General features: G+C 71.5%; 21 protein-coding genes and 1 pseudogene. 8 read left to right on the top strand and 14 right to left on the bottom strand.

Annotation, left to right across the window (positions count from 1 at the left end):
- Window position 1: 1 nt before the first annotated feature.
- Entirely contained in the window at window positions 2-481 is a 480-nt protein-coding gene (locus DK427_RS07190) for a DUF721 domain-containing protein (protein WP_109950665.1), read from the top strand.
- 118 nt (window positions 482-599) lie between these two features.
- Here the strand turns inward: DK427_RS07190 and dgcA are convergent, their stop codons facing one another.
- Both dgcA and dgcN read right to left on the bottom strand, forming a co-directional pair.
- Complete coding sequence (gene dgcA / locus DK427_RS07185) at window positions 600-1,586, bottom strand: N-acetyl-D-Glu racemase DgcA (RefSeq protein ID WP_109950664.1); 987 nt, start codon at window positions 1,584-1,586, stop codon at window positions 600-602.
- A gap of 4 nt (window positions 1,587-1,590) precedes the next feature.
- The gene (gene dgcN, locus DK427_RS07180) at window positions 1,591-2,604 is read right to left on the bottom strand and encodes an N-acetyltransferase DgcN (RefSeq protein ID WP_109950663.1); all 1,014 of its coding nucleotides are present in this window, start codon (window positions 2,602-2,604) and stop codon (window positions 1,591-1,593) included.
- A gap of 219 nt (window positions 2,605-2,823) precedes the next feature.
- On the opposite strand from dgcN, the gene maiA reads away from it, so the two are divergent.
- The 4 genes from maiA (at window position 2,824) to DK427_RS07160 (ending at window position 5,726) form a co-directional block, all read left to right on the top strand.
- Window positions 2,824-3,471 (top strand): maleylacetoacetate isomerase, encoded by a 648-nt coding sequence (gene maiA / locus DK427_RS07175; protein WP_109950662.1) that lies wholly within the window; start codon window positions 2,824-2,826, stop codon window positions 3,469-3,471.
- A 125-nt stretch (window positions 3,472-3,596) separates the two neighbouring features.
- Window positions 3,597-4,928: an NAD(P)/FAD-dependent oxidoreductase gene (locus DK427_RS07170; protein ID WP_109950661.1), complete on the top strand. Its 1,332-nt coding sequence runs from the start codon at window positions 3,597-3,599 to the stop codon at window positions 4,926-4,928.
- Window positions 4,929-5,103: 175 nt separating this feature from the next.
- On the top strand, window positions 5,104-5,418 hold the full coding sequence (locus tag DK427_RS07165; RefSeq protein WP_109950660.1) for an EthD family reductase: 315 nt from the start codon (window positions 5,104-5,106) through the stop codon (window positions 5,416-5,418).
- On the top strand, window positions 5,415-5,726 hold the full coding sequence (locus DK427_RS07160) for a hypothetical protein (RefSeq protein ID WP_109950659.1): 312 nt from the start codon (window positions 5,415-5,417) through the stop codon (window positions 5,724-5,726). The genes DK427_RS07165 and DK427_RS07160 overlap by 4 nt, the downstream gene beginning before the upstream one ends.
- 127 nt (window positions 5,727-5,853) lie before the next feature.
- Here DK427_RS07160 and DK427_RS07155 read toward each other — a convergent pair whose 3' ends face one another.
- The 9 genes from DK427_RS07155 to DK427_RS07115 all read right to left on the bottom strand — a co-directional run bounded on the left by DK427_RS07155 (window position 5,854) and on the right by DK427_RS07115 (window position 16,093).
- Window positions 5,854-6,312, bottom strand: coding sequence for a nucleoside deaminase (locus DK427_RS07155; protein ID WP_109950658.1), 459 nt, complete (start codon window positions 6,310-6,312; stop codon window positions 5,854-5,856).
- A 66-nt stretch (window positions 6,313-6,378) separates the two neighbouring features.
- The gene (locus DK427_RS07150) at window positions 6,379-7,446 is read right to left on the bottom strand and encodes a spore photoproduct lyase family protein (RefSeq protein ID WP_109950657.1); all 1,068 of its coding nucleotides are present in this window, start codon (window positions 7,444-7,446) and stop codon (window positions 6,379-6,381) included.
- Window positions 7,447-7,503: 57 nt separating this feature from the next.
- Window positions 7,504-8,262: an SHOCT domain-containing protein gene (locus DK427_RS07145; protein ID WP_109950656.1), complete on the bottom strand. Its 759-nt coding sequence runs from the start codon at window positions 8,260-8,262 to the stop codon at window positions 7,504-7,506.
- 166 nt (window positions 8,263-8,428) lie between these two features.
- A complete protein-coding gene (locus DK427_RS07140; protein ID WP_109950655.1) occupies window positions 8,429-9,670 on the bottom strand; it encodes a KpsE/RkpR family capsule polysaccharide export protein in 1,242 nt (413 codons plus the stop codon).
- Window positions 9,671-9,781: 111 nt separating this feature from the next.
- Window positions 9,782-10,435, bottom strand: coding sequence for an ABC transporter ATP-binding protein (locus DK427_RS07135; RefSeq protein ID WP_109950654.1), 654 nt, complete (start codon window positions 10,433-10,435; stop codon window positions 9,782-9,784).
- Between the two features lie 139 nt (window positions 10,436-10,574).
- On the bottom strand, window positions 10,575-11,447 hold the full coding sequence (locus tag DK427_RS07130) for a polysaccharide deacetylase family protein (RefSeq protein WP_204165283.1): 873 nt from the start codon (window positions 11,445-11,447) through the stop codon (window positions 10,575-10,577).
- Between the two features lie 76 nt (window positions 11,448-11,523).
- Window positions 11,524-13,995 carry a branched-chain amino acid ABC transporter ATP-binding protein/permease gene (locus DK427_RS07125; protein ID WP_109950652.1) on the bottom strand — a complete coding sequence of 824 codons (2,472 nt, stop codon included), beginning with the start codon at window positions 13,993-13,995 and terminating at the stop codon, window positions 11,524-11,526.
- 3 nt (window positions 13,996-13,998) lie between these two features.
- A complete protein-coding gene (locus DK427_RS07120; protein WP_109950651.1) occupies window positions 13,999-14,868 on the bottom strand; it encodes a branched-chain amino acid ABC transporter permease in 870 nt (289 codons plus the stop codon).
- Between the two features lie 34 nt (window positions 14,869-14,902).
- Window positions 14,903-16,093, bottom strand: coding sequence for an ABC transporter substrate-binding protein (locus tag DK427_RS07115; protein ID WP_109950650.1), 1,191 nt, complete (start codon window positions 16,091-16,093; stop codon window positions 14,903-14,905).
- 214 nt (window positions 16,094-16,307) lie between these two features.
- On the opposite strand from DK427_RS07115, the gene DK427_RS07110 reads away from it, so the two are divergent.
- On the top strand, window positions 16,308-16,718 hold the full coding sequence (locus tag DK427_RS07110) for a nuclear transport factor 2-like protein (RefSeq protein ID WP_109954051.1): 411 nt from the start codon (window positions 16,308-16,310) through the stop codon (window positions 16,716-16,718).
- Between the two features lie 3 nt (window positions 16,719-16,721).
- On the opposite strand, the gene DK427_RS07105 is transcribed toward DK427_RS07110, so the two are convergent.
- From DK427_RS07105 to DK427_RS07095, 3 genes and pseudogenes are all read right to left on the bottom strand, one after another.
- Window positions 16,722-17,423 (bottom strand): GntR family transcriptional regulator, encoded by a 702-nt coding sequence (locus DK427_RS07105; protein WP_109950649.1) that lies wholly within the window; start codon window positions 17,421-17,423, stop codon window positions 16,722-16,724.
- Window positions 17,424-17,606: 183 nt separating this feature from the next.
- A pseudogene (locus tag DK427_RS07100) lies at window positions 17,607-17,801 on the bottom strand (cysteine hydrolase family protein); the annotation flags it as partial.
- 51 nt (window positions 17,802-17,852) lie between these two features.
- Window positions 17,853-18,044: a hypothetical protein gene (locus DK427_RS07095; protein ID WP_109950648.1), complete on the bottom strand. Its 192-nt coding sequence runs from the start codon at window positions 18,042-18,044 to the stop codon at window positions 17,853-17,855.
- Between the two features lie 99 nt (window positions 18,045-18,143).
- Between DK427_RS07095 and DK427_RS07090 the strand changes: the two genes are divergently transcribed.
- Together DK427_RS07090 and flgK are read left to right on the top strand one after the other, a co-directional pair.
- Window positions 18,144-20,111 (top strand): flagellar hook protein FlgE, encoded by a 1,968-nt coding sequence (locus tag DK427_RS07090; protein WP_342772543.1) that lies wholly within the window; start codon window positions 18,144-18,146, stop codon window positions 20,109-20,111.
- Between the two features lie 41 nt (window positions 20,112-20,152).
- The gene (gene flgK / locus DK427_RS07085; protein ID WP_109950646.1) at window positions 20,153-22,054 is read left to right on the top strand and encodes a flagellar hook-associated protein FlgK; all 1,902 of its coding nucleotides are present in this window, start codon (window positions 20,153-20,155) and stop codon (window positions 22,052-22,054) included.

Genomic DNA, 22,054 nt, shown 5'->3' with positions numbered 1-22,054 from the left:
CATGGCGCGCGTCAAACCGCTGGCGGAGCTGATCGAGGGCTGCATCGGGCCGGCCTTCGCCGCGCAGGGCTTCGCCTCGACCGACATCCTGGCGGCCTGGCCCGACATCGTGGGCGCGCGGCTCGCCCGCTACTGCCGCCCCGCGCGGATCGAGTGGCCGCGCAAGCGCCGCAACAGCGCCGAGGCGCCCGATTCGGGGACTCTCGTGGTGCAGGTCGAGAGCGTGTTCGCGATCGAGCTGCAGCACCTCGTACCCGTGGTGATCCAGCGCATCAACGCCCATTACGGCTGGGCCTGCATCGGGCGGATCGTGATGAAGCAGGACCGGGTCGGCCGGCCCGGCGCGCCCGCCCGGCGGCGCGAGGTCGATCCCGGCCGGCGCGGCGAGGTGGCCCAGGCCGTCTCGCGCATCGAGGATGCGGGATTGCGCGACGCCCTCGACCGCCTCGGCCTCGCCGTGGTGGCGACGCCGCAGCGCTGAGCGGGGCTCAAGACCGCCTACGGTCCGTCAATTCGAATCCAGATGGCTGATCCCCTCTCCCCGCCGTGCGGGGAGAGGGGGATCCGCGGCCACGGACGCGATCTACCGGAACCCGCCCTCAACCCCAGAGGGCGGGTTCCGGCGGGTGGATCGTGCTGCCCTCGAAGCGCAGGGACGGCTCGCGGTCACGGGCGAGCAGCAGCGGACCGTCGAGATCGACGTAGTCCGCGTGGTGGGCGAGTAGCATGGCGGGCGCCATGGCGAGCGAGGTGCCGACCATGCAGCCGATCATCAGCGAGAGGCCGCGCGCCCGCGCCTCGTGGGCGAGCATCACCGCCTCGGTCAGCCCGCCGGTCTTGTCGAGCTTGATGTTGACGGCGTCGTAGCGGCCGGCCAGCGCGTCGAGCCCGGCGCGGTCGTGCAGGCTCTCGTCGGCGCAGATCGGGATCGGGCGCTCCATCCCCTCGAGCGCCGCGTCGTCGCCCGCCGGCAGCGGCTGCTCGATCAGGCTGACACCGGCCGCGACGCAGGCCGCGAGGTTGGCCTCCAGCGTCTCCGGCCGCCAGGCTTCGTTGGCGTCGACGATGAGGCGGGAGACCGGCGCGCCGCGGCGCACGGCGGCGATCCGCTCGGGGTCACCCTCGCCGCCGAGCTTCACCTTCAGGAGCGGGCGGGCGGCCGCCTTGCGGGCGGCCTCCTCCATGCTCTCCGGCGTGCCGAGGCTCAGCGTATAGGCGGTGATCGCGGGCGCCGGGGCCGACAGCCCCAGGATCTCGTAGGCGGGCCGGCCGAGCTGCTTCGCCTCGAGGTCGAGCAGCGCACAGTCCAGCGCGTTGCGGGCGGCACCGGCGGGCAGGTGCTCCAGGAGCTCGGCACGGGTGAGCCCCGCCGCCACGGCCTCGTCCTGCGCCGTGATCAGCGCGGCGACGCTCTCCACGCTCTCGCCGTAGCGGGCGTAGGGCACGCACTCGCCCTGGCCGGCGAGGCCCGCCGCGTCGGCGACGCGCGCGACGACCACGGCGGTCTCCGTGCGGCTGCCGCGGGAGATCGTGAAGGCGCCCGCGATCGGGAAGCGCTCGACGGCGACGGTGAGGCGGCGGGTCATCGCCTCAGGCTCCCGGGAACTCGGTGACGATCCGGTCGACGAGGCCGTCCACGCCGAAGCGCACCGGGTCGGTCGCCGGCAGGCCGTGCGAGGCGGCGAGCTGGTCGAGGAGCGCGCGCGCTTCCGCCTCCTCCAGCGCCTGCGTGTTGACCGCGATGCCGACCGGCCGGATCTCCGGGTTGGTGAGCTGCCCGAGCTGCACGGTGAGGTCGATCACCTGTCGGATCGTCGGCAGCGGGTGCTGCACGCCGCGCATCGTGGTGCGGGTCGGCTCGTGGCAGACCACGAAGGCGTCCGCCTGCGCGCCGTGCAGGAGGCCGAGGCTGACGCCCGCGAAGGACGGGTGGAAGAGCGAGCCCTGGCCCTCGATCAGGTCCCAGTGGTTCGGCGCGGCGGCCGGCGCGATCCACTCGACGGCGCCGGAGATGAAGTCGGCCACCACCGCGTCGATGGCCACGCCCCGTCCGGAGATGAACACGCCGGTCTGTCCGGTGGCGCGGAAATCCGCGTCGAGGCCGCGCGCGCGCATGCCCTTCTCCAGCGCCAGCGCGGTGTACTTCTTGCCGACCGAGCAGTCGGTGCCGACCGTGAGCAGGCGCAGGCCTGCGCGCCGCGTGCCCTTGCCGGTGGCGAAGGTCTCGCTGGTGTGGCGCACGTCGTGGAGCTGGCGCCCGCTGCGCTCGGCGGCCTCGGCGATCGCCGGCACCGCGCCGAGCCGGGCGTGCAGGCCGCTCGCCACGTCGAGGCCGGCATCGAGGGCGGCCACGATCTCCGAGACCCAGTGCTCGGGCAGCACGCCGCCCGCGTTGACGACGCCGATCACCAGGGTCTTGCAGCCCTTGGCGATGGCCTCGTCGAGGGTGAGGTCCGGGATGCCGAGATCGGCCGCGCAGCCGGGGAGCCGCATCTGGCCGACGCACCATTCGGGACGCCAGTCGGCGATGCCGTAGGCGGTCTTGGCGGCGAGCTTGTCCGGCACGTCGCCGAGGAACATCAGATAGGGTGTGGCGATCTGCATCCCGGTGCTCCGTCGCGGCGCGCCGGGCCGGCGCGGGCCCGAAGCGTGTCCTTGAGCACGTGTCTTTGCAGGAAGCGGCCGCCGGGGCAACGCGCCGCAGCGCCGGGCAGGTTCCCGGCCGGGAGATGGCGGGGCGTTCGGTCGATCGCGACCGGGACGGCCCTTGCGGTTCCGGCCGCGCTGGAGTGTCCTCCGCGGAACGATACGGGAGGCACACGCATGAAGATGTACGGCAACTGGCGCTCGGCCGCCGCCTTCCGGGTGCGGATTGCCCTGAAGCTGAAGCAGATCTCCTACGAGGAGACCTTCATCGACCTCGACGCGGGCGATCAGCACAAGCCGGAGTTCCGGGCGATCAACCCGCAGGGCGCGGTGCCGGCGCTCTTCGACGGCGACGGCCCGCCGCTGACCCAGTCGCTCGCCATCCTCGACTATCTCGAGGAGACGCGGGGCGGCGTGCGGCTCCTGCCGGAGGATCCGCGGGCCCGGGCGCGGGTCCGCTCGCTCGCCCAGGTCGTCGCCTGCGATACCCATCCGCTCTACGTCCCGCGGGTGCGCAATTACCTGATGGAGGCCTACGGGCTGCCCAAGGAGCGCATGATGGCGTTCGTGCGCCACAGCTTCACCACCGGGCTGGAGACCCTGGAGAAGCGTCTGACGGGCGAGCCCGGGACCGGCCGGTTCTGCCAGGGCGATCAGGTCAGCCACGCCGACCTCTGCCTCGTCAGCCTGTGGGTCGGCACGAAGATCTTCACGGTGCCGACCGAGCCCTACCCGACCGTGGCCCGCATCGCCGAGGCATGCCTCGCGCTTCCCGCATTCGCCGAGGCCCACCCCTTGCGGCAGCCCGGCGCGCCGCCGGCCTGAACGGCCCCGCCGGCCGGGCCGAACGGGGCCGCGGGAAGATCTGGCATACAGATGGGTATCCTGTGTAAGCAGGGATGGGATCGCGTAGCGGGACGTACGGGCCCGGCGAGTGCTGAGGGGACGGAATGGTACCTGCCGAGAAGGAGAGCGGCCTGCACCGCATCGTGGTGGTTGGGGGCGGCGCCGCCGGCCTCCAACTCGTGACGCAGCTCGGGGACAAGCTCGGCCGCAAGGGCCGGGCGCACGTCACGCTGGTGGACCGCGCCCGCACCCACATCTGGAAGCCGCTCCTGCACGAGGTGGCGGCCGGCAGCCTGGATATCGGCCACCACGCGGTCGATTACCTGCACCACGCCCACCAGCACCATTTCCGCTACCGCATCGGCCAGATGACCGGACTCGACCGCGCGGCGCGCACGGTCCAGCTCGCCGCGAGCCACGACGCTGAGGGGCGCGAGGTGACGCCCGAGCGGGCGATTCCCTACGACACGCTGGTGATGGCGGTGGGCTCCACGACCAACGATTTCGGCACGCCGGGCGTGGCCGAGCACGCCATCGCGTTGGACACGCAGGCGCAGGCGGTGCGCTTCCACCAGCGTCTCGTCAACGCGATGCTGCGCGCGCACACCCAGACCGGGCCGGTGCGGCCGGGCCAGCTCCACGTCACGGTGATCGGCGCGGGCGCAACCGGCACGGAGCTGGCGGCCGAGCTGCACCGCACCCTGCGCCACGTGGTCGGCACCGGTCTCGACCGGATCGACCCGGACAAGGACCTCAAGATCACCCTGGTGGAGGCGGCCGACCGCATCCTCCCGGCGGTGCCGCACCGCCTCTCCGCGGAGGTGATGGCGCTGCTGACCAAGATCGGCGTCGAGGTGCGGGTGCGCGCCCGCGTCACCGAGGTGCGGGCCGACGGCGTGGCGCTGGCCGACGGAGCCTTCATCCCCTCCGAGCTCGTGGTCTGGGCGGCCGGCGTGAAGGCGCCCACGTTCCTGAAGGATATCGGCGGCCTGGAGACCACGCGCACCAACCAGCTCGTGGTGACGCCGACGCTCCAAACCACGCGCGACCCGGACATCTTCGCGATCGGCGACTGCGCCTACCTCGTCGAGGCGGGCTCCGACACGCCGGTGCCGCCCCGAGCCCAGGCGGCCCACCAGCAGGCGACCTACCTCGTCAAGCAGATCCCCGCCAAGATGGAGGGGCGCCCCCTGACGCCGTTCCGCTACCGCGATTTCGGCTCGCTGGTCTCGCTCGGCGAGTACTCGACGGTCGGAAGCCTGATGGGCTTCATCCAGGGGAAGAACATGTTCATCGCCGGGCTGTTCGCCCGGCTGATGTACCGCTCGCTCTACAAGATGCACGAGCGGGCGCTGCACGGCACCATCAAGACGGCGCTGGACGCCGCCGCCCGGGCGCTCACCCGGCGCACCGAGCCGCGGGTGAAGCTGCACTGAGCCGTCTTGACTGAACCGTCTCGGAGCCGCTCCCGACCGCAACACCATCGGGAGCGGCTCTAAGTCCTTGTTTCGACGCGCTCTCTTTCGCCGAACCGGGATCCACTTCGGCGGAGAGCGCTCTAGATCGCTGCTGGGTCGGCCCGCGCCAGACGGGCCGGCAGGGAGAGAAGCAATGGTCCTCGTGAGCGTGATGTACCCGGCCGGCGGCCGCTTCGACATGGACTACTATCTCGGCCACCACATGCCGCTGGTGCGCGAGCGCTGGTCCTCCTTCGGCCTGCACGAGGCGAAGATCGTGCGCGGCGTCTCGACGCCGGACGGGGGCGAGGCGCCCTATCAGGTGATGGCCCTGCTGACCTGGGAGTCGCAGGAGGCCTTCGGAAAGGCGGCGGCCGCGCACGGGCCGGAGATCTTCGGGGACATCCCGAACTTCACCGACCGCCAGGCCCAGGTCCAGATCAACGACTTCCCCGAGCGCGGCGCGTGATCGACATCGTCAAGGCGGTCCAGGAGGCGGATCCGAGCCTCGGCTCCTACGTGATCGTGCTGCGGTCCGATTCCCGGGCGCTCGCCGCGCCCGACCGGCTCACGGACGCGGCCGCGGCCTGGGTCGCGGCGCAGACGCCGGAAGCCCGGCTGGCCGAGGTCACGATCGCGCTCGCCCCCTATCCGGGGGCGGCGCCGGCCGAGCGCACCGTGACGGTGCTGGCCTTCCCCGACGCGCGCGGGCTCGCGGCCTTCGCCACCGCCTGGACGGCCGATCCCGAGCCGGAGGAGGACGCACCCGCGGCCTGAACCCTCTCGGTCGGGCGAACGCGTCCGGCTCTAGGGCATCGTGCTGGCTATCGGATCCAGCACGATGCTCTCGTCCCTTGGTTTTGCATCATCCCGAAAGCCGGCAACCACCTTTCGGGATGATGCTCTAGCCCCGCTTCTTCGCGGCCCAGGCCGGGTAGGGGCTCTCGCCCTCGGGCCGCCGGTGCTCCAGCCGCATCGGCTGCTCGGCGAGCGGCCGGCAGAGTTCCGCGTAGATCGTCGCCGAGCCCGCCCCGTAGGTCTCGGCCTCCTCGGCCGCGTAAGCGAAGTAGCCCTGGCGAAAGCCCGCGAGCCGCATCGCCGCGTGGCACATCGGGCAGGGCTGGCCGCTCGCGTACATCACGCAATCCGAGAGGTCGCGGCTGCCCAGCAGGCGGCTCGCCTCCCGCAGGGCCACCATCTCGGCGTGGTCGCTCGGGTCGTTGGTCCGGTGGACCGTGTTGGCCGCGCGGGTCAGCACGGCGCCCTGCCGCACGATCACCGCCCCGTAGGGTGAGCCGCCCTCGTCTACGTTCCGGCGGGCGATCGCGACCGCCTCGGCGAGGTGGGATGCGTGGTCCGTCACTGAAGGCTCTCCCAAGGATTCCCGGGGCAACCGCGGCACTGGTAACGCGACACCGGGTGCTCGGGTTCAGAACGCGTAGCGCACGGTGCAGTCCGGCAGGGTCTCGGCGAGCAGCGCCTTGAAGCGGGCGAGCCAGCGGCCCTTCCAGCCGGCGCGGTAGCGCACGTTCTCGCCCCCGCCCTCCGAGACCTTCGCCTCCTGGATGTCCGGCCGCCAGAGCAGCGCCTCGGCCTTCGGGTGCCAGCCCAGATTGACCTGATGCAGCCCCGCATTGTGGGTCAGCATGATGATCTCGCAGCGCAGCTGCGCGCGGGCGCGCGCCGAGGTGCAGGCCGCGATCTGCTCGAACAGCGCCCGCCAATCGGCCTCCCAGCCCTCGTAGAGGATCACCGGCGAGAAGTTGGCGTGCACCTCGTAGCCCGCGGCCACGAAATCATCGATCGCCGCGATCCGCTCCGGGATCGGCGCCGTGCGCACGTCGACCACCCGCGCGACCCTCTCCGGCATCAGCGAGAAGCGGATGCGCGTCTTGCCCTGCGGGTCGTAGCCCAGCAGGTCGCGGTTCACCGCCTTGGTGGCGAAGGAGGCCTTGACGTTGGGCAGGGTCCGGAACAGCTCCACGAAGTCCCGCACGCCCTCCGTCAGCGCCGCATCGACCGAGAGGTCGCCGTTCTCGCCGATATCGTAGACCCAGTGGGCGGGATCGATCTGGTCGGGCTCCGGCAGCGGGCCCTGCTTCCCCGCGTGCCGGGCGATCGCCGCGCAGGCGGCTTCCGTGTTCACGAAGAGCGAGATCGGGTTGGAGAAGCCCTTGCGGCGCGGCACGTAGCAGTAGGCGCAGGCCATGGCGCAGCCGTTCGAGGTCGAGGGCGCGATGAAGTGGGCGCTGCGCCCGTTGGGCCGCATCGTGAGCCCCTTCTTCACCCCGAGCACCAGCGTCGAGCGCTTGAGGCGGACCCAGTCCTCCACGGAGCCGGCATTGCCGTGCAGCTCCGGGATGTTCCAGTGCGACGGGACGAGGATGCGCTCCGCGTCGGGAAAGCGCGCCAGGATCTCGGCGCCGCGCCGGTGATCCGGCACGGCGGCCTCGTGGTAGATCCGGCGGATGTCGAGCAGGTCGCGGGTGAGGGCCAAGGAGCGGAACGGGGATGGGGCCGGCGGCGCGGGCGCCGGCCTGATATGGCCCCATCCTCAGAGACGGGCGAGCAGCTCCGCCTTCTTCTCCGCGAATTCCTGGTCGGTCAGAACGCCGCGGCCGTGCAGCTCGGACAGGCGCTCGATCGTGCCGAGCACGTCGCCGGAGGCGCCGGAAGGCGGGCTCGCGTAGCTCGGGGCCGGGGCGTAGCCCTGCGGCGCCTCGGGTTGCGAGACCGGCATCTCGGCGGGCTGGCGCATCGCCGCCTCGGCCTCGGCACCGATCCGGCGCAGGTGCTCGATGGCGACGGCGCCCTGCGGGCCCGAGAAGCTCACGCCGCCGTTCGACTGCGAGACGCCGGAGATGTGGTGCCCGTCCGTGTCGTAGAGCGCGACGCCCGTGCCCGACTCGATCGCGAGCCGGTTGCTGTCCGGGAAGTAGGCGTAGCGCATTCCGTTCTGCGAGCCCGTGCTCGACGGATGGCCCAGATCGGCCGGCCACCACTCGCCGCCGCCCCGCTGCCCCCCGGGCGCCCCGCCCGAAGACCAGCCGCCGGGCGGCAGCGCGGCGGCGAGCTCGTTGCAGAGGCCGGAGACCCGCGCTTTCAGCTCGGTGTTGAACATGTCGCCGACCATGATCATGCCGCCGGCCGACCACTGGCCCATCCCACCGAGATCGGGATGGTTGAACTGCGCCATGCTGCCCTGGCCGCGCTCCAGCGCGTGCATCAGGTGGCGCACGGCGTCGAGCCCGACGCCGTAGCGGTCGGCGACCGCCTGCAGCCCGGCGGCGTGGTCGGGTCCATCGTTGATCATCGCGTCAGGCTCCGCAGCACGGCCCGTGTCACCCCGACCCTGCCCCGACTCGCCGCGCGCTGGCAAGCACCGCGCGGGCGTTTCGCGTGACGGGACGGGGGCTTGCCGCAGTGCGGCAGTGCTTCGCCCGCGAGGCGTCGGGACGCCCGCAGGGAGCCGACCTGCGTCAGACCATCTGCTTGCGGGCGAACAGGGCTCCGGCGAACAGCACGGCGGAGCCCGCGGCGATGAGGCAGATCATCAGCACGCGCCGCGGCTGGATCGCGGACTCGGCCAGCACCGGCGGCACGATCAAGCTGAAGAACTCGATCTGGCGCGTGGCGATGATGCGGGCGCGCTCGTTGGCCGCCAGCACCGCCGCGTAATATTTCTCCGCGTTCTTGCGCTCGTTGTCGAGCGCCTCGAAGCGGGTCAGCGCGTCGGCGAGCACGCGCTTCTGCTCGGCGTCCTGGCTCGTGGACTGGCGCTCGATCCGGGCGATGTTCTCGTCGAGGTCGCGGATCTGCGTCTTCAGCTCGATGATGCGGTTGGAGTTCGGCCCGAGGTCGCGCTGGCCTACCGTGAGCTGGATCGACTTCTCGACGCGGGCGGTGCGCAGCTCGGCGATCGTCTTCAGATTCGCCTCGTTGGTCTTCTGCGCGTCGAGCACGCCGTCGCGGTTGCGCAGGTCGCGCACCTCCAGGCGGACCTTGCGCATCCGCTCCTCGGCGAGCGCCAGCTCGCGGTTGCTCTCCGCCACCGCGTCGGTCCGGGCGTTGAGGCTGAGCCGGTTCACCACCGCCTCGGCCTCCTTCAGGATGGCCTGGATGAGGGTGAGCGATTCCTGAGGGTCGAAGGCGTTGACCGTCAGGACCATGATGCCGGAGCCCGACTCCACCGAGATGGCGACGCGCTCCTTCCAGTACCGTATGAACTTCTCGATCGGCTTCTCGGGGTCGAAGCGGGAGAGGAAATCGATGCTGTCGCGGCTGAACCAGGCGCGCAGGGGCAGTTCCTTCTCCAGCGTCTCCAGCATCGGCCGGCTGAGCACGTACTGGTAGGTGATCAGGGTGTCCTGGGCGATGAGTTCCTTGGGCACGCCCGAGTTGGTGCCGACCGAATCGGGATTGGCCTTCTCGGCGCCGCCGAGCGCCGGGCGGATCGCGAAATGCGCCTCGGTGACGTAGCGGTCGGAGGCGATCAGCCCGTAATAGACCGCGCCCATGAGCGTCGGCAGCACGAAGCAGACGACGAACAGCACCGGCAGCCACGGGTCTCGTTTCACGTGGCTCTGGTAGGACCGGATGCCCTTCCGGCGGTCGGCAAAGCGCGACATCCGGGCGAACTGCCGGAGCGACTCGGCCACGGCGTTCGACTTGTCCGCGGTGGTGAGCGGCTGCCCTTGCGGATTGCGGATCTCGACGTTCATGGGCCTGCGTTCATGGGGCTGCTCGCGTCCGGGGCAGCGCGACTCGCATCGCACGGCCCCGCGGCGAAAGCATGTCCGTTCAGATCACGCCAGCGCCGGGCTTGCGCCCGCTCAGGCGTTCAGGCGGCGGTAGACCTCGATGGCGTCGTTGACGTCCTCGTACACGATGGCACGGCCGTTGAGCAGGACGATGCCCTGCTGGCACCACTCGCGGATCGTCTCCATCGAGTGCGAGACCATGATGACGTCGGCGCTCTTGCGCCGCTGCGAGAAGACCTCGGAGCAGCGCTTCTGAAAGCGCGCATCGCCCACCGCCGTGACCTCGTCGATCAGGTAGCAGTCGAACGGGATCGCCATGCTCATCCCGAAGGCGAGGCGCGCGCCCATGCCCGAGGAGTAGGTCCGGATCGGCACGTCGAGGTAGCTGCCGAGTTCGGAGAAGTCCTCCACGAATTCGAGCACCCGCTTGGGGTCCTCACCGTAGATGCGGGCGACGAAGATGACGTTGTCGCGCCCGGTCATCTGCGGGTGGAAGCCGCCGCCGAAGCCGAGCGGCCAGGACACCCGCAGGCCCCGGTGGATCCGGCCCCGGGTCGGGTCCTCGACGCCGCCGATCAGGCGCATCGTGGTCGACTTGCCGGCGCCGTTGATGCCGAGGATGCCGTAGCTGATGCCGGGCTTCAGGGTCAGCGAGACCCGTTCCAGGATGGTGCGGCGGTGGCCGTCCGTCTTGTAGACCTTGGTGACGTTGTCGAAGCGGATCACCGGGATGGAGCCCTGCGGGATGGCGCCGCCCGGACGAGCGGGGCCGATGGCGCGGCGTGGCCGGTGAAAGCGGCGAATCTGAGGATGGGCCCGGGCCTCGCGACGGAGCCCGGGGTTGCACGCCGGCCGCGCCGGGCCGCTATTTCACCCGTTCGGTGGCGTGCGCCGCGATCGCCCCGGCCGTGGTGATCCAGACCGCGTCCCGCTGCCCGGCGATCCGTTCGAGCGCCCGGCGCAGGGGGCGCAGCCGGTGCGGCTGGCCGACGATGTAGGGATGGAGCGCGATGCCCATGACGAGCGGCGCCCGGCGCGACTGCTCGAGCATCTCCTCGAAGGCGTCGGTGACGGCCTCCGCGAAGTCCCGGCCCGTGTCCTTGCGGGCGACGATGGCCGGGATGTCGTTCAGCTCCTGCGGGTAGGGCAGCGAGAGGATGCGCCCGCCGCCGCGGGTCACGAACCAGGTCGGCTGGTCGTCGTGGCACCAGTCGAGCAGGTAGCGGTAGCCGGCCTCCGCCAGAAGGTCGGGGGTGACCCGCGACTGCGAGATCCAGGGTCCGAGCCAGCCCGCGGGCGCCCGACCCTCCTCGCGCGTCAGAACCTCCGTCGCCTCCGCGATGAGCGCGCGCTCCTCCGCCTCGCTCAAGGTCCCCTGGCGCTCAGCATTGGTGCGCCCGTGCCCGACGATCTCGTCGCCGCGCGCGCGGAAGGCCTCAATCAGGCCCGGACAGTCCCGGTAGAGCCGGCTGTTGACGAGAACGCTCGCGGGCACGCCCAAGGCGTCGAGCATGTCGCGCACGCGCCACGCGCCGACCCGGTTGCCCCAGTCGCGCCAGGCATAGTTCAGCACGTCCGGCTGCGGACCGCCCGGCGCCAGCTCGGCCCCGAGGCCCGCGCCGAAGTCGAAGGTCTCGAGGTTGAGCGCGAGGTAGACCGCGAGGCGCCGCCCCCCCGGCCAGTCGTAGACGGGCCGGTCCGGCAGGGCGGAGTAGGTGTAGCGGCCGTGGCTCGACATGGTCGGCTCCGAAATCGTCACGGGAAGGTCTCTGTGGGGAAAATCTCGATCCTGTCATGCGCGGGCACGCGCCGCCTCACGCGGCTCCGAGATAGGCAGCTTCGAGCGCCGCGTCCGCCGTGAGCTCCGCCGCGGTGCCCGACGCGGCGATGCATCCCTGCTCCAGGACGTAACCCCGGTCCGCCACGGTCAGCGCGAGCGCGGCCATCTGATCGACGATCAGGATGGTGGTGCCCTGGTCGCGCAGCTCCGCGACGGTGGCGTAGAGGGCGTTGATGATCGCGGGTGCGAGTCCGAGGGAGGGCTCGTCGAGCAGGAGAATGCGCGGGCGCGCCATCATCCCGCGGGCGATCGCGAGCATCTGCTGCTCCCCGCCCGAGAGCAGGCCGGCGCGGCTCGCCGCCCGCTCGCGCAGGCGCGGGAACCGGTCGAGCAGCGCCTCGACCTCGGCCGGATCGACCCGGCCACCGCGGCTCCAGGCGCCGAGGCGGATGTTCTCGACGACGGTGAGTTCGGGAAAGACCTGCCGGCCTTCCGGCACCAGGGCGAGGCCGAGGCGCGCGATCCTGTGGGCCGGCAGCGCGGCGATCGGGGCGTCGGCCAGCACCACCGAGCCCTCGACCGGGCGCAGCAGGCCCGCGAGCGCGCGCATCGCCGTCGACTTGCCGGCCCCGTTGGAGCCGAGCAGCGCCACCGTCTCGCCCGGCCGCACCGCGAGCGCGACGCCATCGAGGACGGGCGCGGCGCCGTAGCCGGCGCGCAGGCCGTGGGCGGAGAGAACCGCGTCGGCCGGACCGCTCCAGGGCGCGGCCCGCGGCCGGGCCGGGGCGTCGGCGGCGCCGAGATAGGCCCGCAGCACGGCGGGATCCCGGCGCACCTCGGCGGGGGTGCCGCGGGCGATCGGGCGGCCCGCATCCATGACGAGGATGCGGTCGGACACGCCCATCACCAGGGGCATGTCGTGCTCGACGAGGATCACCGCGATGCCGCAGGCCGCGATCCGGCGCAGCAATTCGCCGAGGCGGTCGGTCTCGGCGCGGGCGAGGCCCGCGGCCGGCTCGTCGAGGAGCAGTACCCGGGGGGCTCCGGCGAGCGCGCGGGCGATCTCGACCAGCCGCCGATCGACATGGGGCAGCTCAGCGGCCGGCCGGTCGAGGGCGCCGGCATAGCCCACGAAGGCCAGCAGCGCCGCAGCCTCCTGCCGGTCCCGCGCCCGCATCCGGCGCAGCAGGCGCCCTGGGGCACGCGCGAGAACGACGTTCTCGACGACGCTGAGCGAGCCGAACAGGCGGGTCGTCTGATAGGTGCGGGCGATTCCCGCGCGGGCGATCGCGTGGGCCGGGCGGCCGCCGAGCTCCAGATCGCCGAGGCGGATCGTGCCGGCGCTTGGCCGGTAGAAGCCCGAGATCATGTTGAGGACGGTGGTCTTGCCCGCCCCGTTCGGCCCGATCACGCTGGTGATCGCGCCGGGCAGGGCCGCGAAGGCCACGCCCTCCGCCGCCCGGATGCCGCCGAAGGCGATCCCGAGCCCCTCGACGGCGAGCGGCGCGCGCGCGTCCCTGTGCAGGAAGTCCGGCGCCTCCCCAGCCGCCTCCGGGCGCGCCTCGCCGCCCCGCGGCAGGAGCCGGGCGAGGCTGCCGACGAGGCCCGCCGGCACGAGCCAGAGCACCACCAGGGTGGTCAGCCCGAAGAACAGCAGCCGGTACTCGGCAAGCCCCGCCAGCGCCTCGGGCAGGAGCACCGTCACCAGCGCGCCGAACAGGGGCCCGAGCACGGTGCCGGCCCCGCCGACCACCACCGCGAGGACGAACAGGATCGACTGCGTGAACGGGAACGAGCTCGGCGCGATGAACAGCATCAGCGGCGGCAGCACCGCGCCCGCGAGCCCGGTCAGCGCCGCCGAGATGGCAAAGGCGGCGGTCTTCACCCGGACCGGGTCGAAGCCCAGCGAGGCGGCGGCCACGTCCGCGTCCCGCACCGCGCGCATCGCCTGGCCGAGGCGGGCATGGCGGAGCCGGTGGAAGCCGTAGAGGCTGAGGCCCGCCCCGATCACCGCGATCCAGGCGAGGCCGCGCTCCCCGAGGGGGAGGCCGAACAGGCTCGGGCCGGCAGCGACGACGAGGCCGTTCTGCCCGCCGGTCAGGTCTCCGCCCTCGATAAGCGCGTGCTCGACGAGGAAGCCGAAGGCGATCGTCACCATGGCGAGGTAGGGCCCGCGCACCCGCATCGCCGGCACCGAGAGCGCCGCGCCGACGAGCGCCGAGAGGCCGGCCGCGGCGGGCAGCGCCAGCCAGAAGCTCACGCCCTTGAGCGTCAGGATCGCGCTCGCGTAGGCGCCGAGCGCGTAGAACCCGGCATGGCCGAAGGAGATCAGGCCGGCCAAGCCCAGCAGGACGTTGAGGCCAGTGCCTGCCACGACCGTCAGCGCCACAAGCGCGATGACGAAGTGGCTGTAGCCGCTCGTGCCCACGACGAGGCCGAGCCCCGCGAGCGTCAGGGCCAGGATGGCGAGCGGCATCGCGGCCGGCGCTCCGAGAAGCGAGCGCATGGGTCAGACCTTGTTGACGGCGGCCCGGCCGAGCAGGCCGTTCGGGCGGAGCGCCAGCGCGAGGATGATGACAGAGAAGACGACGATCTGGGTCGCGCCGGAGCCCAAGGTGGCGGTGACGCCGGCCTCGACGAGGCCGTAGAGCAGCCCCGCCAGCACCACGCCGGTGGCCGAACCGATGCCGCCGAGGATCGCCACCGCGAAGGCCTTGATCCCGAACAGCGCCCCCATCTCGGCCGAGACGGAGAAGAGCGGCGCGATGAGCAGGCCCGCCGTCCCTGCGAGCACCGCCGAGAGCGCGAAGGCGCTTGCCACCGTGCGGCCGACATCGATGCCCATCAGCCGCGCGGCCTCGGCGTTCTGCGCCACGGCCAGCAGCACGCGGCCGAGTTCCGTCCCGCGGAACACCGCGCGGATCGCCACCGCGGCGGCGACGCCCACCACCGGGATCACGAGCTGGAGCGGGTAGATGCCGGCGCCGAGAACCTGGACGGGGGCCGAGACCAGGCCGGAGGGCAGGCTGCGCGGCTCCTTGCCGAAGGTGAACAGGAGGGCGTTGTCGAGGATGATGCCGCCGGCCACCGTCGCCAGGAGCCAGGCGTCGGAGCCGCGCACCACGAAGGGGCGCACCAGCAGGCGCTCGACGGCGAGACCGAGGAGCGCGCAGCCGGCGAGCGCCGCGGCGAGCGCCAGCGGCATCGGCCAGCCGAGTTGCACGCCGAAGGTGTAGCCCAGCACCGCCCCGAGGGTGACGGCGCTGCCCTGCGCGAAGTTCACGGTGCCGGAGACCGCGAAGGTGATGTGGAAGCCGAGCGCCACCAGCCCGTACATGCTGCCGAGGCCGAGCCCGCTGACGAGGGTTCCGGTCAGCATGGGCGTTTCTCCCTGCGTCGGCTCGGAGGGCGGCTCATTTGGCCACCGCGACGATCTCGCCGTTGCGGAAGGTCGCGAAGATGTAGTCGTCCGGCCTCAATGCGTCGTGCCGATCCTTGGCGAAGGGCACTTCGTAGGTCTTGATCAGGCCCGCATAGGCCGAGATCTTGTAGAAGCCGTCGCGGACCTTCGGCCCCTCGGTGGAGCCGGCCGCCTGGATCGCGAGCGCGATCAGGTGCGTGGCGTCGTAGGCGTTGGCGATGCCGACGGCGGGGGTGACGTCGGCCATGGACTTGATCGCCGGGTACTTCGCCTTCAGGGCATCGAGCACCGCCTTCGCCTTCGGGCTGTCGTTGCCCGCGAAGGTGAAGGTCTGGACGAAGTGGACCCGCGCTGCGCCGGGACCGGCGAGTTCGTCGAAACGCCCGCCGGCCGGACCCCAGTGCGAGATCACCGGCACGGTCCAGCCCATCCGGTCGAGGGACTTCACCACCTGGGCGGAGGGGCCGACATTGCCGACGAGGAACAGCGCGTCGGCCCCCGCCTCCCGCAGGCGGGAGAGCTGCGGGACCATGTCGATGTCGTTGGCCTCGTACTTCTCGATGCCGGCGCTAGACAGATTCGCGGCCTTCAGCGCCGCGACGAGCCCCTGCTGGTTCGACTCGCCCCAGGCGTTGTTGACGAGGATCGCGCCGGGCTTCTTCGCGCCGTAGGTCTTCACCGCGTAGGCGACGAGGGCCTCGTCCACGAGCGCGTCGACCGCGGAGACGCGGAACACGTAGTTGTCGGCGGCGCCGTTCCGGGTGATGCCGGTCCCGGCCGCCCAGGGCCCGACGAAGGGCACCTTCATCTGGTTGGCGATCGGCACGATCGCCATGGAGACCGGCGTGTCGAGGCCGCCGATCAGCGCGACGACCCCGGCGCGCTGGATCAGCTCGCGGGCGGCGAGCACGCCCTTCGACGGGTTGGCCTCGTCGTCGCGGGCGACGAGTTCCAGGGGCCGGCCCAGGACGCCGCCGCGGCGGTTGATCTCCTCGATCGCGAGCCCGATCCCGCGGGAGATCGCCTCGCCCGACTTCGCCGACTGGCCGCTGAGCGCGGTGACGAGACCGATCCGGACGGGCTCGGCGGCCCGGACCGGGCCGAGGCTCGCGACCCCTGCCAGGAGGGTGCCGAGGGCGAGGCGCCGCGTGAGGGATCGGGCGGCAGTGAGGCTGTGAGGCATGTCGATCCGGTCCCCGTATATGGTCGACCGATGACAGCAACGGCCGTGCCAGCCGCTGCATCGTTGATAAGGCTCGCGTTTTCCGGGTCAAGCACAGCCTGTCCGCCGATCGTGCACAAACGCGCGCCAAAGTGCATACACTTTCTGCATGCAGCTCTCAGGTAGTTCCGGCATCTTCGTTGCGTGTCGCCGGAGCGCGATGGAGGAGATCGGCATGGACGCGAAGGAAGCGGCGGCCGCGCGCGACGCGGCGGCGGTGACGCAGTATCTCGAAGCCTCGATGGTCCCCGATCCCGAGACCGCCGCGCGCTACATGATGCCCGGCATCGCGATCGTCTTCACCGGAGGCCGGGTGTTCCGTCATCCGCGCGAGGTGACGGCCTTCAACGCCGGCCGCTACGCCTGGGTGAAGAAGCGGATGGAGCGGCTCGACGTCGTGCCGGGCGAGGGCGTCACCACGGTCTACAGCCTCGGCACGCTCTACGGCGCGTGGCCGGACGGCACCGCGTTCGAGGGCAACCGCTACGTCGATCGCTTCACCGTGCGGGACGGGCTGATCGTCTCCATGGAGGTCTGGAACGACAGCGCCGAGCGGATGCTCGAGCGGCAGGGCGTGCCGGCCTGAGCATCAGCCCTCGACGTAGGGGGCGAGCAGGCGGATGAGGTCGCGCTCGCGCCGGGGTTCGTCGAGGATGCGCGCCCGCTCCGCCACCGCGTCGAGGTGGTGGTCCATCAGGGCGACAGCGCGCCCGGCATCGCCGGCGACGAGCGCCGCCACGATCTCCCTGTGCTCGCTCACCGCGCAGTCCGACGAGTGCGGCCGGCTGTAGAGCGACAGGATCAGGGCGCAGCGGTAGCCGAGTTCCGCGACGTAACGGTTGAGCACGGGACTTCCGGTCATCTCGGCCAGGAGCAGGTGGAACTCCGTGGCGAGCCGGATCGAGGCCGCGTCCGGGCCCCCGCTCGCCCGCTCCTCCCCGGCGATATGCGCTTCGAGCGCGGCCCGCTGCTCGGGACTGAGCCGGTCGGCCAACCGCTGGACCACGAGGCGCTCCAGGCTGATGCGCACGTCGAAGGTGTCGCGCGCCTCCTCCCAGCTCGGGCTCGCGACCACGGCGATGCGGTTCCGGCGGAGCTCGACCAGCCCCTCGCCCGCCAGTTGGCCGAGCGCCTGCCGGGCGATGGTGCGGCTGACGCTGAACCGCTCGCCGAGCGCGTCCTCGGGCAGGCGGTCCCCGGGGGTCAGGGCTCTCTCCACGATGGCCCGGCGAAGGGACCGGCAGATCGCTCCCACGCGGTTGGTCGGGGGGCTCCTCTCACCCTCTCTCATCGCTGACGCGCATCCTCTCGCACGGCGGGTCCCGGGGCCGGCTCGTATCAGATGCATGATCGGCGCCGATGTGCCCCTGCCGCCCCAACGGTGAAAAATCAGGACCGGGCACGCCTCGGTTGCCGCCCCACGCGCGGCCGGGTCACCGGGGCGCGAGGGCGGCGATCACCGGAGCCGCGCGGGAGAGACCCAGCCGAAGATGCCGCCCTGCGCGGTGATCATCGCCAGGGCGGCCTCGTGGAAGGCCGGATTTTACGACGCGCAGGCATCCGCAACGACGAGGCAGCGGTAGCCGCGGTCGTTGGCCTCGCGCACCGTGGTGTGCACGCAGACCTCCGTCGTCACGCCGCAGATGATCAGGGTCTCGATGCCGCGCGCCCAACCAAGGGTAGTGTGTCGCCCGGCGAGCGCACCGGGCGAAGGCCCCGCTCAATCCCAGTCGATATCCAGGGACCGCTCGAAGGCGACCGCGCTCAGTTCCCGGCCGCTCGGGTCCAACACCACGACATCGCGGAAGCCGCGCCGCTGCAGCTCCCAGGTCTTCTCCATCGCCTGCTCGTCGGTTCCACAGGCGAAGGTCATGGTCCGTCCGCGCGGATCCGTACCTCTCACTCTGTACACGATGCGCTCCCTCGACCTGGCGGCGATGGAGGAGAACGCGCCGGCCGGCGCGGGGCTCCGGCCCGTCGCCTACCGGCACGCGCCCGGCACGAACCGGCTATGGGCGGTCCGGTGGGTTCAGCTCGCGATGAAGCCCTGGTCGGCGCTCCTGGCCTGGCCGCCGCACGGGATGTCGCTGCCATCACCACCGGAGAGGATGTCGGCGTCCTGGCCTCGGTCAATGACGTTGCCGTCCGCTTGCCGAAGAGCGTGTCGTTCCCGAGATCGCCGTCGCCCCCGAGCCGAACCTCGCATGGGCCCAAGGACCGCCGCGGCGCCGCGCCGGTCTCCCGCGCGAACCTGGTCGCGGCCTCGCGTGGGCGCGAAGGCCGCGCCAGCCGCGGCGCAGGCGTGCGGTGCCCGCTCAACCCTCGGCACGGCATCGCGCGTCCGCTGCACGGACAGGTCAATTCAGCCGAGCGATCGGCAGATTCTGCCGGCCCACGCGGCCCGTCTCGTCGACCGCCCGATGCTCGTGCCAAATATTACAACAGGTTAGGGTCTGGTACGGATCTTGGTATCACTGCTCCTCGACAGTGGCATACAGCTCGGAGATCACCGGTCGTGGACATCTTTTCCGCACTGCAGACGTCGGTCTCCGGACTCAAATCGCAGTCCTACGCCATCGGCAACATCTCGGGAAACATCGCGAACTCGCAGACGACGGGCTACAAGCGCATCGACACGAGTTTCGTGGACCTGATCGCGGACCAGACTCCGGGCCGTGAATCGGCGGGCTCCGTCTTCGCGCAGGCGCGGCTCACCAACGCGATGCAGGGCAACGTCATCGCGACGCAGACGCCGACCAACATGGCGATCCAGGGCGACGGCTTCTTCGTGGTGCAGAAGCGCACCGGCGACGCCAACGGTCAGACCGCCTTCACGGGCACCGACATCTTCACGCGCCGCGGCGACTTCTCGATCGACAAGGAAGGCTACCTCGTCAACGGCGGGGGCGCCTACCTGCTCGGCCAGAACATCGATCCCGCCACCGGCCAGTCCAGCACGCAGCAGCCGATCAAGCTCGCGCAGACCACGCTGGCCGCGAAGAAGACCAACACGATCAATTACGGCGCGAACCTGCCGCTCGCGCCGGTGACGGCGACCTCCGCCATCACGAAGAACTACCTGTACCAGGCGAACGGTGCCACCGACGCCGCGAAGGCGACCGCCCTCGCCACGCAGGTCGTCATTCCCACCAATGCCGGCGAAGGCAAGACTTCAGCGACGCCGCTCTCCATCGCCAACAGCACCGCAGATCCGAAAGCCGTCTCGAACTTCATCGACGGCAGCGTCTCGGGACCGAAGATCACCGTGTACAGCGGCACGGGGGCGCCCCTGTCGCTCAATACGCGCTGGGCCAAGGTCCAGGACGCCCAGGAGGCCGGTCCGTCGAACACACCGCCGAAGAAGGACGCGGTCTGGAACCTGTTCTACGCCGCCGACACGACGAAGGCGGAGAGCGACACGACCTGGATCAATGCCGGGACGGCGGTGACCTTCGACGGTTCGGGCAAGCTGATCCAGCCGGCCGACGGCATCCTGCCGATCAACAACATGAAGATCAACGGCGGCGACGTCGGCAGCGTCAACATCAAATTTAATGCCTCGACCTTGACCCAGTTCGCCTCCTCGACCGGCGACGTGCGCACGGATGCCCTGAGCCAGGACGGCTACGGCGTCAGCACCATCAACGACGTGTCGATCACCTCCGAGGGCAAGATCGTCGGCACGTTCTCGAACGGGTCCGTGGTCACGCTGGCGAGCGTGGCGATCGCCCGCTTCACCAACCCGGACGGCCTGAGCCCGGATTCGCAGGGCAACTACAAGGCCACCGACGATTCCGGGCCGCCGCTGGCGGGCCTCGTCGGGTCGAGCATCCAGGGCGGCAGCGTCGAGCAGTCGAACACCGACATCGCCGACGAGTTCTCTAAGATGATCGTAACGCAGCAGGCCTACTCTGCGAACACGCGCGTCATGTCGACCGCCCAGCAGATGATGTCCGACCTCATCAACATCGTCCGCTGATCCTGCGGCAGGCTTGAGGGCGGGCGACGGGAGCGGAGGCGATGGGACTCGACGCGGTCAACACGGCGACGGCCGGCCTGCGGGCGACGCAGGCCTCGATCGCCCTCGTCTCGCAGAACGTCGCCAACGCGGGTACGGCGGGCTACGTCAAGCGCAGCACGAGCCCGGTCGCCCAGGGCCTCAACAATGCCGGGGTGGCGACCGGCGCGATCACGCGCAATTTCGACCTCGCCGCCCTGAAGCAGTTGCGCCTGGAGACGGCGGGCTCCGGCTACACCGGCACCAAGGCCGACATCCTCGGACAGCTCGAGAAGCTCTACGGCGTGCCCGGCGACGCCACGGCGCTCGACGGCGTGCTCAACGGCTACACGCAGTCGCTGCAGACGCTGGCGATCAACCCGACCTCGGCAGCGGCGCGCAGCAGCGTCGTCGATGCCGCCCAGGCGCTCGCCACCAAGATCGGCGGCATCGCGCAGGGCGTGCAGGACCTGCGCACCGGCATCGAGAACACGCTGACCGGCCAGGTGCAGGACGCGAACGCGCTCCTCGACAGCATCGCCCGGCTGAACGTGCAGGTGCAGACGGCGGGGGACGGCGGCACCCGCGCCGCGCTGGAGGACCAGCGCGACCAGCAGATCAACAAGCTCGCCGGCTACATGGACCTGCGCGTCACGAGCGAGCGCGACGGGTCCGCAACGGTGATGACCGCCTCGGGCATCACCCTGGTCGATCGCGGGGTCGCCGCGGGCCTGAGCTTCGACGGGCGTCCGACGCTCACCGCGAATGCCAGCTACGACCCGCCCGAGACGCGCAGCGTCGGCACGCTGATCGCCACCCTGCCGGGCGGGGCCCGGATCGCGCTGAGCGACGAGGGCCGGCTCTCCGCCGGCACGATCGCGGCGAATCTCGAACTGCGCGACACCCTCCTGCCCCAGGCGCAGCGCCGCCTGGACGATCTCGCGGCGGGCCTCGCCACCGCCACCACCGGGCGGACGGTCGCCGGCACGGTCGCGACGAACCCGCTCACGAACCGGGAGGAGACGACGCTCGACCTCTCCGGCATGAAGCAGCCGGGCGACCGGATCACCCTGCAGGTCACGGGCCCGGACGGCGCCAGCCGCAACGTCATCCTGGTCGCCTCGGCGTTCGACTCCAAACCCCAGGCCGCCGCCCTCAGCGACGACGCCACCGCCTTCGTCCAGACCGTCCGGATCACGCCCGGCACGCCGCCCTCCCTCCAGGCGATCAAGGACGCGCTCGGCGGCCTCTCGGACGCGGCGACCGCGCGCGGCTACCCCGCCGCCGCCGTCCCGAGCCTCGACGCGGCCGGGACCGCGGGCGCGCTCACCCTGTCGGGCGGCACGGGCTGGCGGGTGGTCGGCGGCACGGCGAGCGTCACGGTCCCGCAATCGATCTCGGACGCGCAGACCTACCCGGAATTCGCGCTGTTCGTGGACGGCAGCGCCAAGGGATTGTTCACCGATTCCCTGGACAACGGCGCCCAGCGCACGGGCTTCGCGCAGCGCCTGGCCGTCAACCCGGTCGTGAAGGCGGACACCGCGGTGCTGACCGCCCTGGGCGGAAGCGCCACGGGCGCCGACGCGACGCGGGCGAACTTCGCCTACGGCGCGCTGACGCAGACCGAGCGGACCTTCTCGTCCTCGAGCGGCATCGGCGGCCTCGCGGCCCCCTACAGCACCACGCTGGTCAAGTTCGCCCAGGACGTGATCGCCGCGCAGGGCTCGGCCTCGGCGCAGGCCCAGACCATCGACAGCGGCCAGGGCGTCGCCCTCTCGGCGGCGCAGAGCCGCTTCGCGGAGGGCGCTGCGGTGAGCATCGACGAGGAGATGTCGAACCTCATCGCCCTGCAGCAGGCCTACACCGCCAACGCGCGCGTGCTCACCGCTGCGCGCGACATGCTCGATACCCTGCTCCGGATGTAG

The sequence above is a fragment of the Methylobacterium radiodurans genome, from assembly GCF_003173735.1.
In the GTDB taxonomy this organism is placed as follows: Bacteria; Pseudomonadota; Alphaproteobacteria; order Rhizobiales; family Beijerinckiaceae; genus Methylobacterium; species Methylobacterium radiodurans.
The sequence above is the reverse complement of the archived record's forward strand: the minus strand, read 5'-3'. Positions and strand labels throughout refer to the sequence as shown.

Coding starts and splice junctions, on each gene's coding strand:
- DK427_RS07190 (WP_109950665.1), top strand. CDS start 2: ATGGCGCGCGTCAAACCGCTGGCGGAGCTGATCGAGGGCTGCATCGGG.
- dgcA (WP_109950664.1), bottom strand. CDS start 1,586: ATGACCCGCCGCCTCACCGTCGCCGTCGAGCGCTTCCCGATCGCGGGC.
- dgcN (WP_109950663.1), bottom strand. CDS start 2,604: ATGCAGATCGCCACACCCTATCTGATGTTCCTCGGCGACGTGCCGGAC.
- maiA (WP_109950662.1), top strand. CDS start 2,824: ATGAAGATGTACGGCAACTGGCGCTCGGCCGCCGCCTTCCGGGTGCGG.
- DK427_RS07170 (WP_109950661.1), top strand. CDS start 3,597: ATGGTACCTGCCGAGAAGGAGAGCGGCCTGCACCGCATCGTGGTGGTT.
- DK427_RS07165 (WP_109950660.1), top strand. CDS start 5,104: ATGGTCCTCGTGAGCGTGATGTACCCGGCCGGCGGCCGCTTCGACATG.
- DK427_RS07145 (WP_109950656.1), bottom strand. CDS start 8,262: ATGATCAACGATGGACCCGACCACGCCGCCGGGCTGCAGGCGGTCGCC.
- DK427_RS07140 (WP_109950655.1), bottom strand. CDS start 9,670: ATGAACGTCGAGATCCGCAATCCGCAAGGGCAGCCGCTCACCACCGCG.
- DK427_RS07130 (WP_204165283.1), bottom strand. CDS start 11,447: ATGTCGAGCCACGGCCGCTACACCTACTCCGCCCTGCCGGACCGGCCC.
- DK427_RS07125 (WP_109950652.1), bottom strand. CDS start 13,995: ATGCGCTCGCTTCTCGGAGCGCCGGCCGCGATGCCGCTCGCCATCCTG.
- DK427_RS07120 (WP_109950651.1), bottom strand. CDS start 14,868: ATGCTGACCGGAACCCTCGTCAGCGGGCTCGGCCTCGGCAGCATGTAC.
- DK427_RS07115 (WP_109950650.1), bottom strand. CDS start 16,093: ATGCCTCACAGCCTCACTGCCGCCCGATCCCTCACGCGGCGCCTCGCC.
- DK427_RS07110 (WP_109954051.1), top strand. CDS start 16,308: ATGGACGCGAAGGAAGCGGCGGCCGCGCGCGACGCGGCGGCGGTGACG.
- DK427_RS07105 (WP_109950649.1), bottom strand. CDS start 17,423: ATGAGAGAGGGTGAGAGGAGCCCCCCGACCAACCGCGTGGGAGCGATC.
- DK427_RS07090 (WP_342772543.1), top strand. CDS start 18,144: ATGGGCGGTCCGGTGGGTTCAGCTCGCGATGAAGCCCTGGTCGGCGCT.
- flgK (WP_109950646.1), top strand. CDS start 20,153: ATGGGACTCGACGCGGTCAACACGGCGACGGCCGGCCTGCGGGCGACG.